21 protein-coding genes and 1 riboswitch are annotated in these 16,683 nt (G+C 38.4%); of the genes, 1 reads left to right on the top strand and 20 read right to left on the bottom strand.

Annotated features, from left to right (window positions below):
* From LKE46_RS08045 to LKE46_RS08140, 20 genes are all read right to left on the bottom strand, one after another.
* Positions 1 to 384: a flagellar biosynthetic protein FliO gene (locus LKE46_RS08045; protein WP_291720286.1), complete on the bottom strand. Its 384-nt coding sequence runs from the start codon at positions 382 to 384 to the stop codon at positions 1 to 3.
* Positions 385 to 412: 28 nt separating this feature from the next.
* Positions 413 to 940, bottom strand: a complete 528-nt coding sequence (locus LKE46_RS08050; RefSeq protein ID WP_291720289.1) for a flagellar basal body-associated FliL family protein — start codon at positions 938 to 940, stop codon at positions 413 to 415.
* Between the two features lie 70 nt (positions 941 to 1,010).
* Complete coding sequence (locus LKE46_RS08055) at positions 1,011 to 1,211, bottom strand: flagellar FlbD family protein (protein WP_291720292.1); 201 nt, start codon at positions 1,209 to 1,211, stop codon at positions 1,011 to 1,013.
* 153 nt (positions 1,212 to 1,364) lie between these two features.
* Positions 1,365 to 2,402 carry a flagellar hook-basal body complex protein gene (locus tag LKE46_RS08060; protein WP_291720296.1) on the bottom strand — a complete coding sequence of 346 codons (1,038 nt, stop codon included), beginning with the start codon at positions 2,400 to 2,402 and terminating at the stop codon, positions 1,365 to 1,367.
* A gap of 196 nt (positions 2,403 to 2,598) precedes the next feature.
* Positions 2,599 to 2,994 carry a TIGR02530 family flagellar biosynthesis protein gene (locus LKE46_RS08065; protein WP_291720299.1) on the bottom strand — a complete coding sequence of 132 codons (396 nt, stop codon included), beginning with the start codon at positions 2,992 to 2,994 and terminating at the stop codon, positions 2,599 to 2,601.
* Between the two features lie 22 nt (positions 2,995 to 3,016).
* On the bottom strand, positions 3,017 to 3,715 hold the full coding sequence (locus LKE46_RS08070; protein WP_291720302.1) for a flagellar hook assembly protein FlgD: 699 nt from the start codon (positions 3,713 to 3,715) through the stop codon (positions 3,017 to 3,019).
* Positions 3,716 to 3,740: 25 nt separating this feature from the next.
* On the bottom strand, positions 3,741 to 5,219 hold the full coding sequence (locus LKE46_RS08075; RefSeq protein WP_291720305.1) for a flagellar hook-length control protein FliK: 1,479 nt from the start codon (positions 5,217 to 5,219) through the stop codon (positions 3,741 to 3,743).
* A gap of 19 nt (positions 5,220 to 5,238) precedes the next feature.
* Positions 5,239 to 5,676: a flagellar export protein FliJ gene (fliJ, locus tag LKE46_RS08080; RefSeq protein ID WP_291720308.1), complete on the bottom strand. Its 438-nt coding sequence runs from the start codon at positions 5,674 to 5,676 to the stop codon at positions 5,239 to 5,241.
* A gap of 11 nt (positions 5,677 to 5,687) precedes the next feature.
* Positions 5,688 to 7,004, bottom strand: coding sequence for a flagellar protein export ATPase FliI (fliI, locus tag LKE46_RS08085; protein WP_291720314.1), 1,317 nt, complete (start codon positions 7,002 to 7,004; stop codon positions 5,688 to 5,690).
* Positions 6,994 to 7,761 (bottom strand): flagellar assembly protein FliH, encoded by a 768-nt coding sequence (locus LKE46_RS08090; RefSeq protein ID WP_291720317.1) that lies wholly within the window; start codon positions 7,759 to 7,761, stop codon positions 6,994 to 6,996. Before LKE46_RS08090 ends, fliI begins: the two co-directional genes overlap by 11 nt.
* Positions 7,745 to 8,761 carry a flagellar motor switch protein FliG gene (fliG, locus tag LKE46_RS08095; protein WP_291720320.1) on the bottom strand — a complete coding sequence of 339 codons (1,017 nt, stop codon included), beginning with the start codon at positions 8,759 to 8,761 and terminating at the stop codon, positions 7,745 to 7,747. Before fliG ends, LKE46_RS08090 begins: the two co-directional genes overlap by 17 nt.
* Before the next feature lie 5 nt (positions 8,762 to 8,766).
* A complete protein-coding gene (gene fliF, locus LKE46_RS08100) occupies positions 8,767 to 10,365 on the bottom strand; it encodes a flagellar basal-body MS-ring/collar protein FliF (protein ID WP_291720323.1) in 1,599 nt (532 codons plus the stop codon).
* A 16-nt stretch (positions 10,366 to 10,381) separates the two neighbouring features.
* The gene (fliE, locus tag LKE46_RS08105) at positions 10,382 to 10,684 is read right to left on the bottom strand and encodes a flagellar hook-basal body complex protein FliE (RefSeq protein ID WP_291720327.1); all 303 of its coding nucleotides are present in this window, start codon (positions 10,682 to 10,684) and stop codon (positions 10,382 to 10,384) included.
* A 16-nt stretch (positions 10,685 to 10,700) separates the two neighbouring features.
* On the bottom strand, positions 10,701 to 11,132 hold the full coding sequence (gene flgC, locus LKE46_RS08110) for a flagellar basal body rod protein FlgC (protein WP_291720330.1): 432 nt from the start codon (positions 11,130 to 11,132) through the stop codon (positions 10,701 to 10,703).
* A 10-nt stretch (positions 11,133 to 11,142) separates the two neighbouring features.
* Positions 11,143 to 11,529, bottom strand: coding sequence for a flagellar basal body rod protein FlgB (gene flgB / locus LKE46_RS08115; RefSeq protein WP_434735215.1), 387 nt, complete (start codon positions 11,527 to 11,529; stop codon positions 11,143 to 11,145).
* 366 nt (positions 11,530 to 11,895) lie between these two features.
* Complete coding sequence (locus LKE46_RS08120; RefSeq protein WP_291720336.1) at positions 11,896 to 12,738, bottom strand: flagellin; 843 nt, start codon at positions 12,736 to 12,738, stop codon at positions 11,896 to 11,898.
* A gap of 102 nt (positions 12,739 to 12,840) precedes the next feature.
* Positions 12,841 to 13,179: a hypothetical protein gene (locus tag LKE46_RS08125; protein WP_291720339.1), complete on the bottom strand. Its 339-nt coding sequence runs from the start codon at positions 13,177 to 13,179 to the stop codon at positions 12,841 to 12,843.
* A gap of 216 nt (positions 13,180 to 13,395) precedes the next feature.
* Positions 13,396 to 13,728, bottom strand: coding sequence for a single-stranded DNA-binding protein (locus LKE46_RS08130; protein ID WP_291720341.1), 333 nt, complete (start codon positions 13,726 to 13,728; stop codon positions 13,396 to 13,398).
* 62 nt (positions 13,729 to 13,790) lie between these two features.
* Positions 13,791 to 15,104 (bottom strand): phosphomethylpyrimidine synthase ThiC, encoded by a 1,314-nt coding sequence (gene thiC, locus LKE46_RS08135; protein WP_291720343.1) that lies wholly within the window; start codon positions 15,102 to 15,104, stop codon positions 13,791 to 13,793.
* 83 nt (positions 15,105 to 15,187) lie between these two features.
* Positions 15,188 to 15,291, bottom strand: a riboswitch (TPP riboswitch).
* 58 nt (positions 15,292 to 15,349) lie between these two features.
* Positions 15,350 to 15,718, bottom strand: coding sequence for a VOC family protein (locus LKE46_RS08140; protein ID WP_291720345.1), 369 nt, complete (start codon positions 15,716 to 15,718; stop codon positions 15,350 to 15,352).
* A 116-nt stretch (positions 15,719 to 15,834) separates the two neighbouring features.
* On the opposite strand from LKE46_RS08140, the gene LKE46_RS08145 reads away from it, so the two are divergent.
* Positions 15,835 to 16,593 (top strand): MBL fold metallo-hydrolase, encoded by a 759-nt coding sequence (locus LKE46_RS08145; RefSeq protein WP_291720347.1) that lies wholly within the window; start codon positions 15,835 to 15,837, stop codon positions 16,591 to 16,593.
* The last annotated feature ends 90 nt before the right edge of the window (positions 16,594 to 16,683 follow it).

The raw sequence follows: 16,683 nt of genomic DNA on the forward strand, positions 1-16,683 counted from the left end.
CTATTCATGTCTATCTTCCTTTTTTGCAACTAAGTTTTTAATAAATTTTTCCATGCCTGATCTCCTGTAAAAGTCCTTTAAATTTTTATATTCCGGTATAATTTCCCTCTTCTTGAGTTTCAGTATTTCCTCTTCGTTTAGTTCATGAACTATTTCAATTCTTCCTGCTGTGGAAGAAATTACGCATACTTTTTCTCCAATTTTGACCACAAAAATGGCATTATCCTTTGACAGCTGTGACCTCTCAAGTATACGTATGAATTTTCCCTTCTGGATGCTCTGAAATTTTGCCCCTCCATATTTGAGTGAAATATATATAAGCAGGACTACACACAAAAGAGCCAGCAGGGTTTTAAATATCATCCATACAAATTGTAAATCCATTCATATTCTCCTCTATAGAATTCCCGGACTATTGTACTATAAGGTCTGTAAAATATACATTGTTGAGCTTTCCTTTTTCAAGCATCGGATTTATCTTCTGAATTATTTCCATTTTTATATTGTCCATGTTCTTGGGTGTTATTTCCTCGGCTTTTTTGCTGCTCAATATTCCAATAACCGCATCTGTTACAATAGGTTTTTTGTCATTCAACTCCGAATCCAGTTTTTTATCATCATATCCCAAAGAAACTGCAGCCTTCAAATATCTGCTTGATCCCTTGTCTGCCAGATTCACAGTTATTTCATCAAGCTCAAAGGTCTTGGCAGAAACTACCTGACTCAAAAAAGAAGCACTGCCGCTTTGTGACTGTGTTTGATTTGCAGTCTGCTGTACATTGGCCTGTGGAATTGTATTCTGGGTTGTATTTGATTTGCCGTTTTTCAGTAGTTTGTTGTATCCAAAATATGCGCCACCACCTACAACTGCCAGTATCAGTATTCCAAGCAAAATTACCTTTATTTTTGAAGAACCGGTTTTTTCAATTTTATTTTCCACTTTGCATACCTCCAGTATTCAATTCACAACTCATAATTTATAAATAAGACAGAAGCAGCTAAAAATATACTTATTCCACCTGAAAGTTGCCATTATATATTTTTCTCTTGTAATCTATAACTTTTTGCACTATCTCCTCATTTGATTCCTTCACAAGAAATTTTTTCCCGTTGGTGAGGGTTATTACACTTTCCGGGATTGCATCCAGTCTCTCTATTTTATCTGCATTCAAAATAAACTCCTTGTTGTCGAGTCCAGTCAGCTTTATCATTGAAATCCTCCTAAAAATAATATAGTTACATTATAAATCCAAATGCAGACATATGTATACAGTTATTTATTAGAAAATTTCATTATGGGAATGTGTATGTCCGAGAAAGAATACAGTCCCGTCAATACACATTCAAAATATTCAAATTAGATTTTATCTTTTGAGATTGATGAGATCCTGGAGTATTTCATCATCAGTTGTTATTATCTTTCCATTTGCCTGGAAAGCCCTGCTTGCCACTATCATATCCGTAAACTGCTGTGCCAGGTCCACATTTGACATCTCTAGCATTCCCTGTGCCATACTGCCGTAGCTTCCACTATTATCGACTTCAGCATCCACACCTCTGGCACTTCTTACTATAGGCTGTCCCGAGTTTGCTGAAACTGAATAGGTGTTGCCACCATTTTTTATGAGTCCACCTTCATTTACAAAGGAGACCATTGCTATCTGTCCAAGTGCCGCCGTAGTTCCATCTGCAAGCTGTGCCGTTATATATCCATCTTTTGATACAGAGAAGGTTTTGACTTTTGATTCTGCACCTTCCTCACCTATTGCATCCGGAATGGACAGCGGTACCAGATGAGTTGTATCTGCTTCTATGCCATCTGCATTGGCATCCTGAAATGCAACTGTATTCTGGGCATTGGGATCATCCGTGTATGAAATTGCAGCATCACCTATCTGATATCCCATAACCCTTTTACCATCTACTGTGAGAAGATTTCCCTGGGTGTCAAGGAAAAATGCTCCGTCTCTTGTATAGGTAGGATCTATTGGATACTCCACGTCCTCACCTCCTCCTAATGCATTGGTTTCCTCATTTACAGCTACTCCGCCAATACCATCAGAAGTTTGTCCTGCTACTGCTCCCGTACCTACTACAAAGTATCCAGGACCATCTATGGCAAAGTCGAGAGTCCTGTTTGTAGTCTGCATACTTCCAGTTGTAAAATCGGTGCTTATCCCTGCTACCTTGACTCCAAGTCCGCTCTGCTTCCCATTTATCCCACCTATACTGTTGCTTGGTGCACTTGGATCTGAAAGTGTCTGGCTTATCATGTCCTGAAAGTTCATGCTCTGGGATTTGAATCCCGTAGTAGTCGAATTTGCTATGTTGTTTCCTATTACATTCAATTTCTGCTGATTGGCTCTAAGTCCGCTAATTCCTGAGTACAATGATGGTAACATTATTTTCCCTCCAATTTTATTTCTATATTGTCCTGCTTCCTTCATTCCGCAGAACCTGACTCCCACATCGTGGTCCGGCCAGCTTTTTTTAATTTATAATCAACGATTTACAATTAACAATTTATGAGGATTTTCGGCTGCACCAAAAATCAACAATATTTGATATTTTATATCTGAACTTTAATACTTGAAATAATTACACTATGACCATGCTGTCTATGTTTGTAAATACTCCTCCATTGCTCGATTTCCTGTCCAGAGCAGTAATAACAGTCCTGTTCTTTATGGAAGTAATAAGTACTGTGTCTCCATAAAGCAGTGCAGATTCACTGCATCCCTTGTCTTCCGCCCTGTTTATGGCAGAATTTATATTCTTCATATCACTTTCGCTGAAAGCTATGTTCCTGTTTTTAAGTCTTTCTGCAGCATGATTCGATATGGTGAATCCATTTTTTCCGTCTACCTGCCTGTTCAGCACATCTTTAAAAGATTCACTGCCCGATACACTGCTTTTCAACCTGCTTTTATTATCATACAGCTGTGACAGATCCTGGGCAAAGTGCAGCTTGCCGTTAATAATTCTATATCCCACGGATATCACACTCACTTTTCTTCTATGGATTTTCTACATTTGAAATGGAATCAATATAAAAATCCTTTGTTTCACCATCTCCGACATCCACTTTTACAGCAATTCCCAGTGAACCTCTCGATACTGATTTCACAATACCACTGTAGTAATCTCCATTATCATCTTTCTCATTTATATCCACTTTTTTTCCTATAAGTGCCGATGCATTCATAAGAAGATTGTTGTTTGCACCTGAATCGAATATATCTCCTGTATCATCAATTTTAACTACATTGTTTATGTCAAGAAGTTTGTAACTGTCTACTGTATTTCCACTTTCATCAGTCGTATTTCCTACAATTGTATTCAGGAATATGTCATCGCCGTCCTTTACAACTCCAACGACCTGTCCACTGTACATGTTCCCATTTGAATCCGTATCACTAAAAGTAACATATTTGTTCACAAGTGAATTGGCCGTACCAAGTTTGTTTGAACTGTTCAGGTTTGCCATCTGCTGCAGTGCAGAAAACTGTGCAAGCTGACTTATATACTCGGTTGAATTCTGTGAACTTGTGTTGGTTGGATCCTGATTGGCAAGTTCTGCCGCCAGTATTTTGAGAAACATGTTTTCATCTATGTCCTGTCCCTTTTTTACTATTTTCGTACCTCTTTCGGTCCTTGTAGGATCCAGGGACGAAACAATGGAATTTGAATCCGAATTGTCTACTGCTGCTGTCATTATTGCCCTCCTTTATTCATTCTAATTATGCAAGTATGTTTACATTGTTTTCACTGTAATAGTCGTCTTCTGGTTCCTCTTCAGGAATATTGCCCTCAATTGAGTTCAAATGTCCCCCTTTTCTATCCTGGTCTTCCTGCCCTCTTCCGTTTCCGCCTTTGAAGAATGTTGTATCCTCATGGTATAAATTAAGTGAAAAGTTCTGGACTTTTATCTCGTTGCTCTGGAGCTTGTTTGACATGTCCTGGAGATTGGAATTCAGAATATTATAAGTATCCTTGTTTGAAGCTGTAAGAACTGCCTTCATCCTTCCTTCTTCCATTACAAGGTTTATTGTTATGTTTCCAAGCTCTTTAGGTGTGACTTTGACAGTGAGCTCCTTGACATTATTCAGCTCCATATATTTTATGCTCTTTATCAAATCCGAGCTGAAGCTGTCTTTATTTACTGTCATGTTCTGTACTTGACCTTGTATTGAAGAATTATCACCCTTTATACTGTTGAACTGTGTCATAAAATTGACTGCCCTGGATATTTTGCTTTCTCCTTTGCTGTCACCAAGTATCTTGCTGAGTGTATCATTGTCCTTGCCTTCTGCAAAACTATTGCCGTCTTCTGAATCCAGGCTGTTCTGTATATTGACATTTTCAGCTGGTTTATTTACCGTGTCAACCTGCTGATACAGCTTGATATTATTCAAGCCATCCTTTACCTGCTGTACCTGAGGGGTGTCCTGAAGTTTTACATCAAGTTTTGAAAGCAGTTCCTCATATATGGCAGACTTTATATCTGATCCATCAATACTTGTCTTATTCCCTGAAACAAATTGATTTAATTTCAGCATGACATTATCTGCTATTTTTTTCGACAATTTTCCTGCAAGCTGTTCACTTTTATCCACATTTCCCAAGCTGCTTAAAATATCCTTTAAGATCCCCATATTCTCATCAACTGCACTGTCTACCGCATTTTTGACATCTTGAATCGTGCTGTTATCTGAAAGCTTATCTGCTATAAGCTGTACACTTTTGTCAATGGCCTGTAGAAAATCCAGTTTTTTATCAGAATTATTATCTGCAATACTGCCTATAACCTGCAAGTTACTGTCAGATGCTGAATTTTTGTCATTTACCACATTATTCAACTGACTTTGAATATCTGCATTGCTGCTAAAAAGCAAACTCAGCAGTGACAAAATACTGTCCTTGTCTATCTGTCCATTATCAATCTTGTCTTCAATTGTTTTTATCTCTTCGTCTGTAAATCCGGCTTTTTTGAGATAAGTCTCAATCTCCGCCTTTTTTTCATCTTTTCCTGTATCAGTAGTATTCTGGGTATCCTGCTTTTGAATCTTTTTATTGCCATTGTCAGCCTGTACCTTTTTAACTACGGAACTAAAGTTGTCATTACTTTTACCTGAAGAGCTTATCTTCGTTGATTCGTCTTTAACATTGGAAGCTGCATCTGGAAGAGATACCTTTAAATTTATCATATCTACACTCATATATTAATTTCACCTCCTTTCAATGCATATGGGATTTTCTTATAAATCCATACAGTGCAAATTCGTCATTTGCATTCTGTTCAAGCCTGTTCTGCTCCTTTGTAAAAGCAGCCTCTTTTTTATACTTTAAAATATCAACTGTCTTGCGTTCTATCTGGCTTTGCTTTAATTCCTCTCTCTTTAAATCAACCATTTTTTCTTTTACCTGAAGTTCACTTTCTGTTTCATCCATGTTGTAAACCAGTGTGTTAAGATACACCCTTGTCATTTTCTGCTCTACTGTATTTCCCATTTTAGTTACATCCTTGTATCTGTTGTAATTATCCTTCAGCATATCAAGTTTTTGTTTTACTTCAAGGCTTTCCTTCCTCGCCTTCTGGAAATCCATTATACTTTCATTTTCCCTGTCCAATCTTATGTCTAAAAGTTTTTGAAGTCTGAATTCATACTTTTTCATAGATTTCCTCCTCAATTATGACTAAACATCTTTTCCAGTCCATTTACGCTTTCCTCAAATGAGGAACTTTCATCCATTCCCTGTTTAAGATAATTTATTATGTCATCATGACAGCTTATCGCCATATCTATTTTTTTATTGCTTCCCTTGACATAGGCACCTATATTTATAAGATCTTCAGAATTCCTGTAAGTCGAAAGCATATCCCTTGCAAATGAGGCCTTTTTCCTGTGCTTGTCAGTTACTATTTCAGACATGAGCCTGCTTATGCTTGCAAGAACATCTATAGATGGATAGTGATTCCTGTTTGCCAGTTCACGTGAGAGAACTATATGTCCGTCAAGTATGCTCCTTACAGAATCTGCAATAGGTTCATTCATGTCATCTCCATCTACAAGCACCGTATAAAATGCCGTAATAGATCCTGACTCCGACATACCTGCTCTTTCCATAAGCCTTGGAAGCTTTGCAAATACAGATGGGGTATATCCTTTTGTAGCTGGAGGTTCACCAATTGCCAGCCCTATTTCCCTCTGGGCCATGGCAAATCTTGTAACCGAGTCCATCATGAGTATCACCTTTTTGCCCTTGTCCCTGAAATATTCGGCAATTGCAGTAGCCGTAAAAGCTCCCTTGAGCCTTACAAGTGCAGGTTTATCCGATGTAGCACATACAAGAACAGATTTCTTCATTCCTTCCTTGCCAAGATCCTTTTCTATAAAGTCCCTGACTTCCCTTCCCCTCTCTCCGATGAGGGCTATTACATTTATATCTGCTTCCGCATATTTTGCAATCATTCCAAGAGTTGTACTTTTTCCAACACCACTCCCTGCAAATATACCTATTCTCTGTCCCTGGCCGCAGGTTAAGAAACCATCTATAGCCCTTATTCCAGTTGGAATTACCTCCTTGATCCTCTTTCTCTTGAGTGGATCGGGAGGCTCCGAATCAAGAGGATATGAAATCCCCGAGGATATAACCGAACTATCTATGGGCTTTCCAAGTCCATCCAGCACCTTGCCTAGGAGATTGTCACAGCACGTTACGCTCAGCGGCCTTCTTTCAGGTACAACCCTGCATCCCGGAGAAATCCCATTGAGTTCACCAAGTGGCATCAAAATAACATTGTCTTCATTAAATCCCACAACTTCGCATACTATTCTGTGATTTATCTCATTGTAGATGCTGCACACCTCTCCCACAAAGGCTTTTATGCCCTCGGCTTCCACAGTCAATCCTATGACTTTCTTTACAATCCCCTCCTGATAGCTGTAGCTTGCTTCTGATATTTTCCTGTTTATCCTTTCAAAATCTATATTAATCGCCATCTTTGAGAATCTCCTCTATCTTCCTGCAGGCAATATCCACACTGGAAATCATTTTCCCATTGTCCCTTTCAACTACAACACTTCCATCTTCAACGGATTCATCTGGTATGACAAATATATCTCCCTTGAAGGGAATTTGTTCCTTCCACATATCAACTTTTTTTCTGAATTCACCGCAGTATTTTTCCCTGCTCTTTATTATGAAAGTCTTCGTACCCCTCATCTGCTTAAGGGATTCAAATACTACATCATTCAGACTGTTTGTGTCCCTGACCTCATGCCTCAATATATTTTCGATGGAATTCAATATAAGTTCTTTTATCTTCTGCTCATTTTCCTTCAAATATTTATTCTTCTCCTCTACAGCCTTTCTGAGCACATCATCTGCTTTTTTCCTTATGGCCTCCCCTTCTTTTTGAGCTTTGGCATAATTCTTCCTGTAGCCTTCCTCATAGGCTGAGTCATAGCCGTCTTTCCTGCCCTTTTCCATTCCCTCTGTATATCCCTTTTTATAGGCCGTCTCTTCTATACTTGAAGCCTTCTCATATGCCTCTGAAATTATTCTTTCTTTCTTCCTGTTGGAATCCTGAATTATTGCCTTTCCAAGATTTTCATAACTCTCCATTATAGGATCCTTCTGGAGAGCTTCTCTATTCTTTTCCTGCTTTCTGACTGTAAATTCGGTAAATATTTCTTTCCTGCCGTATTCATTTATGCTGTCACCTTTAAATATACTGCCATTATACGATGATCGCATCTTCTCCTCCTCTTGACAGAACTATCTCCCCTGCCTCGTCCAGTCTTCTTATTATATTGACAATCTTCTGCTGGGATTTTTCAACATCCATAAGTCTGACAGGTCCAAGGAATTCTATATCTTCCTTCAAAGTAGCAGAAGCCCTCTTGGACTGGTTTCTGAATATTGCATCTGCAACCTCCTCGGAGCAGCCTTTGAGTGCAAGAGCAAGTTCCTTTGTATCCACTTCCCTGAGTACCCTTTGGATAGATACGTCATCAAGAGTAATGATATCTTCAAATACGAACATGGACTCCTTGACTTTTTCAGCAAGTTCCGCATCCTGCTTCTCAAGTCCTTCAGTTATATTCTTTTCCGTAGTCCTGTCAACCTGGTTCAGTATATCTACAATTGTAGGCACACCGCCAATTATCTTCATATCGGATTTTACTACGGATGACAATTTGTCATCCAGAACTTTTTCTATTTCCTTCACTACCATATGCGATGTATTCCTCATGGTTGCTATCCTGTAGGCCACTTCAGCCTGAATATTCTCAGGCAGTGCAGACAATATCTGACCTGCCTTGTCAGCTTGAAGATAGCAAAGTATAAGCGCTATTGTCTGTGGATGCTCATCTGATATTGTATTCAAGAGCTGATGTGCATCTGCTTTTCTAGCTATTGCAAATGGTCTGAACTGCTGAGTCGCCTCTGTGACCTTCTCCAAAATCTCCATGGCTCTCTGACTTCCGAGGGCTTTTGACAGAAGATTTTTTGCATATTCAACGCCGCCTTCTATAAGATAGTCCTTTGCCTTGTTCATTTCTATGAATTCATCCAATATATCCTTTTTCTGGTCAGATTTTACAGAACTTATATTGGCTATTTCATAAGTTATCTTCTGTATTTCAGCTTCCGGAAGTTTCTTTATTATTCCAGCTGCAGCCTCCGGCCCCAATGTTATAAAGAGTATGGCCGCCTTCTGAACTCCAGTCAAAAACTTGGTGTCTTTAGCCATTTATATCACCTCTCATCCTCTGCCAGCCATGACTTAACTATATCTGCAACTTGATCTGGCTTCTCCTTGGCATACTTCTTTATCTCATTTTCAATATGGGTATCTTCATTTTCTTCTTCAAGATCTACAGGTTTGAATTTAGATTTAATCTGTTCTGCCGTCAAATCATTGTTCTGGTCCATAATCTCCTGTGGATTGATACCTTCCTCCCCAAATATATCTTCTTCATCTTCACTGTGCTTTCTTCTCCATATTACAAATGCCACTATTCCCGCTATTACAGCTGCTCCTAAAATCGAACCTGCTATTATGAGCTTCTTCAGCTTTTCCTGCTGTGCGGCCTTCTCCATTGCATCTATGTCCTTTTTGGCATTATCCTGTGCCGTAGTATCAAAAGGAAGTGATTCCACACTTATAGTATCTCCCCTCGCCGGATCATATCCTACTGCAGATACTGCCAGGTTCCTTATGGCGGTTCTCGTGGCATCATCCACATTCCCATCAAGTGCAACGGATGCAGTAAGTCTTTTCACACTTCCGGGGGCTTTCACAGTCTTCTGTTCCACAGTAGGTACGTCGTAGTTTCTGGTAACCTCGTTGTGAGTAGAATTCCCTCCATTTGCAGTATTTGTAGTGGTATTGCTCATATTGTTGTCTACAGGGCTTGTCCCTGCGTTGTCGGTTCCACCTGTATTCGTATCGTTTATAGTGTGCTCGCTTACTACAACATTATTTTTGTCATAGGTTTTACTGTCCTGCTGAACCGCATCAAAATCCAGATCAGCATTCACTTTCACCTTGACTTTGTCCTTTCCATACACAGGTTCCAGAAGTGCCAGAAGCTTTTTCTCCGCTTCATCTTCATATTTCGTCTGAAGCTGCTGCTGGGTTTCTGCAGGAACAGATGAATTTCCCAAATCATCGCCATTTGAATCACCTTCATATAAATCCCTTGAAAGAAGGTTTAACTTGTCATCCACTATCTCAACATTTTTCTTGGGTACATTTTTTACACTCCCGGATACAAGGGAAACAAGTGCCTTTACCTGATCTTTTGAAAGCTGCTGGCCCGGCTTGAGCTTTAAAGTGACAGAAGCACTTCCCGGATCTGTATCTTTCACAAATTCAGTATCATCCGGCAGAACCAGGTGCACCCTTGCATTGTCAATTTCAGGAAGAGCCTTTATAGTTCTTTCAAGTTCACCCTGAAGTGCCCTTTGATAGTCAATTTTCATCTGCTGATCCGTTTCACCGAACTTATTCTTGTCAAGAATTTCAAACCCCTGACTTCCATCAGTCATCTGTACCTCCGAAAGAACCTGCATTCTCACTTGATCCACCTGATCCTTCGGAACTAGAATGGAATTTCCCTCCACCTTTACATCTACCTTGTCACTTTTCAGCTGTTTGTAAACTGCCGCTGCATCCGTACTGTTCATGTTTGAAAACAACACGGCATATTTTTGCCTTCCCAGAGTCATTCCTCCAAATATCAAAGCCGCTATAATTCCTGCCGCTATGATACCAAAAGCTATCTTTTTATTTTTACTGGAATCTTTCCATTTACCTATTAAATTTTTAAAGAATTGTGATAGCCTACCCATCAATCTAGCTCTCCTTCTACATCTGCGTTCTATTCAATTCCTGATATGCATCCACAAACTTGTTTCTGATCTGTACTGCAAGCTCAAGTGACATCCTTGCCTGTTCTGCATCCAGCATTACATTATGTATATCTGTTCTATCACCTTCTATAAAATCCTGAACCGCCTCATCGGCATTTACCTGTTCGCTATTTACTTCATCCAATTTTTGCTTCAGCAAATTTCCAAAATCATTTTCACTGCCTGCATTATTGGTTGAAATACCGGCACCTATCTTTTCAAATATACTCGTATCAGGTGTAAATTCATTTATTTTCATATATTGGTCAGACCTCCTACTTTCCTATTTCTAATGCTTTCGAGAACATACTCTTTTCAGAATTTATAGCACTTACATTGGCTTCATACGATCTTACAGCCACCATCATATCGGCCATTTCATTGAGTATATTTACATTTGGCATTGATACATATCCTGAAGCATCTGCATCTGGATTGGATGGATCATACACTCTTCTAAAGGGTGAATTATCTTCCTCTATTCCTACAGCCTTTACTCCCATTGGAACATTTTCATAACTTCCATTACTTCCAATTTCTCTATTCAAATTCTCCTGAAATACTGCAACCTTTCTTCTGTAAGGCTGTCCATTTGCACCATGGGTTGTCTCTGCATTCGCCATATTTGAAGCCACGGTGTCCATTCTAAGCCTTTCTGCAGAAAGTCCGCTGGCACTTATTCTCATTGTATTAAAAGCTTGAATCACAAAATCACCCCTAGTTTCCGTTTATTACATTTCTTCTCATATTCAATTTATTGTTCTCAAGAGTTATGAGAGCATTGTACATAAGCTCATTTGCCGCCTGATTTACAGTTTCGACATCAATGTCCACATTGTTTCCATCTTCCCTCATGCTGGTTGAATTGTCCACTTTATTGGTTATGGCTCCATAACTGTTTCCAAGGCTAATATGTCTGTCATCGTCTGTTTTCAATTCAAGATTGTCCATGCTGTTTTTAAGATTTTCTTCAAAAGTGACATACTGCCTTTTATATCCCTTTGTATTTATATTGGCTATATTGTTGGATATGGCCCTGCTTCTGGCGGATGATGCATCCAGCGCCTTTTGAATCAGATTTCCAGCAGTTTCATCAATCGACATATTCTGTATATTCAATACAATTTCTCCTTTCCTCATATATTTATATATTATAATATGTATTAGATATTTATTATGGAATTCCTTGTTAAATGCATGTTAAAAGTTGACTTTTAATATAATTTTACTTTTGATTAAAACTATTTACTAACATAATTTATTCTAACATAATTGTACTCTATATTCTATATTTTTACACAAATTATGTAAATTATTTTGTGTCATCCATCCAACATCAGTCAAATTATGTAAGTTACTGTTATAGACCTTATAACGTTCTACTACATCATGTCCAAAAAATCAAAAAAATAAGATACCATTCTACAATTAATAAAAAATAGGTATCTCATCATTTATATTTTATCTATATCATTGTCTTACATTTTCCAGCACTCTCAACACATCCTGGGGCAGTTTGTTCGCCTGGGCTATCATTGCATTTGACGCATCTACAATTATATTTTCCTTGGTATAACCCACAATTTCTTCTGCTATGTCAGAATCCCTCAAGCTGCTGTCAGCTCCCACCATTCTCTGGCTTATATCCTGTATGCAGTCATATGTGCTTTCAAATCTATTTTCAAGTGCACCGTACTTGCTTCTTATTGAAACCACTTCATCAAGAGAACTGTCTATTGCATCCAGTGCCCCGTCAATATTTCCTTCCAATATGCCTGTATCATCCTTGATTCCATAAATCCCGGCAATTTTGCTTCCCGTGCCGTTACTTAGATTTACCTGTGGTATTTCAACACTTTCCCCGGGGTTGGCACCTACAGGCAGCTTCAAGGTAGTATTGTCTGCGAGCAGCTTCAATCCGTTGAATTCCGCACCGTTTGCCATACTGTCTATTCCATCCAGCATCTGATCTATTTCATTTTTTATTATACTTCTGTCGCTCTCCGTAGTAGTACCATTTCCTGCCTGCACTGTAAGCTGTCTTACCCTCTGGATCATTCCTGTAATCTCCTGAAGGGCTCCTTCTGCCGTCTGAAGCATACTCACTCCGTCCTGTGTATTTCTGGACGCCGACTGAAGTCCGCCTATCTGCATTCTTATATTTTCACTTCTTACAAGTACACTTGGGTTGTCCTTTGCACTGCTTATTTTATATCCGCTGCTTATTCTGAGCAGATTTCCACTTTGCCTGTCCAGTGCCTTGTTCTGAAGCAAGTGCATGGTTAGGGCGGGCATATTGTAGCTTATCCTCATAAAAAAGCTCACTCCTCCTGTTTATTTGATAAAAGCAGAATAATTCTTACAATCATTATCGGACACAGTTCAAAAATACTTTAGACAAACTACGTCATTAATCTACTCTATAGTCTTTTCATAAGGCTCTATCTTCGAATATATATTGTAGCTGTCCAGAGCCTGTTCCTTGCTTATACGTCCATTTACAAGATTCTGATACAATATATACAGATTTGCATTCATGTCCGGATCGGAACCTTTTGTCTCCTTCATCTTTTTCAATATCTTATCCTCAAGAGACAAATTCCCATAATTCAGTTCCGTGTCAATCATATTAAGCATGTCCGAAACCTGTCTTCTGATAAGTTTATTCTTCTCATTTATTTTAATAGTTTTAAGTCCTGAAAGTATCCTGTCTATACACTGCTTGCTTATCAATATTTTTTCATCATTATCCACATTTACCACCGCCCCTGCAATTAATCTTAAACCTTTTATGAAGACTTTGAAATAAATTCAAAGATTGTTTAAAAAACTTTACTATATAATTAATATTATCAATAATTATATATATATGTCAATTATGTATAATTGACATATATAGGGGAAATGTACCTAAAGTCCATTTCCCCCAATATAAAATAAAATATAGAATTTTAATCATCCTGCATACAACTAGGCCAGAGTTTCCTTCTTGTACTCAAGGAATTGAATCGTATCTGCTTCCACATTCATATAATATCTTCTCGTATCTCCCTTTGTGTAGCTTCTGGTAGTTATTTTTCCGTTTACCCCGAGCAGCCTCCCCTTTTTCAGATACTGCTGGAGTTTTTCAGCTCCTCCGCTGAAATAAGTTACAGAAATAAAATCAGCCTGTTTTTCTCCATTTCTGGTCGTAAAATTTTTATCTACGGCCAGTATGAATTTCAACATACCTCTCTTGCTGTTTTCTATTTTAAAGAGTTCAGCATCTTTGGTGAGCCTTCCTATAAGAGTAACATTATTCAAATGGATTACCTCCCAACTATTTTTTTAATAATTATATCCATGTTGGGAGTTTTTAATCACAGTTAATCATCTTTTCTAAGTATATTTACATCCTTTCCACTCATTACCCTGTTCATATTCCTTACTGCACACATTTTTCCACACATTGTGCATGTATCACTGCATTCAGGAGTAGATTCCCTCCTGTATCTTATTGCTTTTTCAGGGTCTATTGAAAGTTCGAAGGTCTTTTCCCAATCGAGTTTCTGCCTTGCCTCTGCCATTTTGTTGTCCCAGTCAATGGCTCCCTTTACACCCTTTGCTATATCTGCCGCATGTGCAGCTATTTTGGAAGCTATGATTCCCTCCTTCATGTCATCAAGCGTAGGCAGTCTGAGATGTTCCGCAGGCGTAACATAGCAGAGGAAATCCGCCCCTGATGCAGCCGCAATGGCTCCACCTATGGCGCTCGTAATATGGTCATATCCGGGAGCAATATCCGTAACAAGTGGTCCCAGAACATAAAAAGGTGCATTATGACACAGTTTCTTTTCCAGAATCATATTTGCCTTTATCTCATTCAATGCCATGTGTCCGGGTCCTTCTATCATAACCTGTACATTTTTCTCCCAGGCAGCTTTGGTAAGTTCGCCAAGTGTTATAAGCTCCTTTATCTGGATGGCATCTGTAGCATCCGAAACACATCCCGGCCTGCAGGCATCTCCGAGACTCAAGGTTACATCATATTTTGCACATATATCAAGTATTTTATCAAAATGCTCATAAAAAGGATTTTCCTTGTTGTTGAGCTCCATCCAGGCATACATGAGTGAGCCTCCCCTTGAAACTATGTTCATGCGTCTCCTGTTTCTCTTGAAAACCGCTGCAGTTTCCCTGTTTATACCTGCATGGATTGTCATAAAGTCAACCCCGTCCTGTGCCTGTTTTTCAATGACCTCTATGAATTCTTCCTCGGTTATGTCCTTCAGTTCCTTGTCATAAAATCCAACTGCATCATATATTGGAACGGTTCCAATCATGGCACTGCTCATGCCTATGAGTTTTTTTCTGAATTCTTCGGTTTTTCCAAAGGAGCTCAGGTCCATTATTGCCTCGGCCTTCATTTCAATTGCCTTCTTGACCTTTTCAAGCTCGGTATCTACATCAGGGCAATCTCTTGATATTCCAAGATTTACATTTATCTTTGTCTTGAGCCCGCTTCCCACAGCCTCAGGGTCAAGTGAAACATGGTTCTTGTTGGCCGGTATTACAGCCTGTCCCTTTGCAATCAGATCCCTCAGCTTTTCCAAATCTATATTTTCCTTTTCAGCTACTACAGCCATCTCTCTAGTAATTATGCCTTTTTTTGCGGCATCCATCTGAGTAGAATAGTTCATAATACTTCCTCCTTTAAATTCATACAAATTACCCATAAAAAAATCAGCCTCCCTAAAGAAAGCTGAAATATATTTCGTTTAACTCGCAATATAAGATACTTTCCCTACGGTAGAATTAACTACATCAGGTTCTAAGGTTTGAGATTCAAAAATCTCTCTCAGCCCTGCGGCACACCCAGTAAAAATCTATTCAGTTATTTAATTCAAGTTTAACACAATTTGATTTTCTTGACAATGAACAATTTCTATTTCTGTGGCAGTATTTCCGTCCAGTAGCCGTCGGGGTCAGCTATGAAATACAATCCCATCTTCTTGTTTTCATAGCATATACACCCCATTTTTCTGTGAAGTTCATGGGCAGCATCATAATCATCTGTTCTGACTGCCATATGTATTTCATTGTCTCCCAGGTTATACGGCTCCTTCCTGTCTCTAAGCCAGGTAAGTTCTATTTTGTATTTGCTGTCCCCGTCTCCCATAAAAACAAGTATGAAGCTGTCGTCCTCCGATATCTTCCTGTCAATTTCTCTGAATCCAAGTGCTTCTTCATAAAACTTTTTTGATTTTTCAATATCCAGTACATTTATATTGTTGTGGTCAAATTTGAATTTCAAAACTATCCCTCCATTTATTCAATTCACCTTCATTATAGCCTACATTCATATATTTGTGAATATGTCTCCTGTTTGTGATATTATAATAAAATAAGTACTGAAGAGAGGTGTATAAATTGAGCAATCACAATATAAAAGTCCACTACCTTTATCACAGTGGATTTGCAGTTGAAATGGAAAAACATCTGTTGATATTCGACTACTATAAGGACAGTTTTACAGGAAAGGAAAAATCTATAGAAAACGGCCTCATATCGGCGGCTTTTATAAAAAGCAAAAAAAATATAATTGTATTTGTATCCCATAGTCACCCGGATCATTTCAATCCAGTAATATTCAAATGGAACAGGATAAATAAAAAAATCAAGTATATACTGAGCAGCGATATATCCATATCGAACCCTTCAGAAAATTATTTTAAATTATCAAAGTACGAAGATATTGCCTTAAAAGAAGAAGGTGTCTATGTAAAGGCCTTCGGCTCCACTGATATAGGAATTTCATTTTTAGTAAAACTGGAAGGCATCACCCTTTTTCATTCCGGTGACCTGAACTGGTGGAACTGGAAGGAGGATACGGCTGAAGATCGAAAAGCTGCCGAAATAAATTTCAAAGATGAAATAGACAAATTGAAAGGACAGAAAATCGATATAGCATTTTTCCCGGTAGATCCAAGGCTGGATGAATACTACCTGTCCGGAGGAGAATATTTTATAAAGGAGATAGACCCCCGTTTCTTCTTTCCAATGCATTTTTGGAATAATATGTCAATAACTACAAAATTCAAGGATGCAGTGAAAAGTTACAGTACAAAGGTCATTGATATACACAGCATAGGTGAAATATTTCAGCTTGAAATAGAAGGAAGTGTATAACAAAAGACAGTTAAGATATATTTAACGGGTTATAAATCTCTATTTAATATTGAATTATTATAATTCCTATAGTAGATACTTTACAATAAA

Source organism: Clostridium sp. (assembly GCF_022482905.1).
In the GTDB taxonomy this organism is placed as follows: Bacteria; Bacillota; Clostridia; order Clostridiales; family Clostridiaceae; genus Clostridium_B.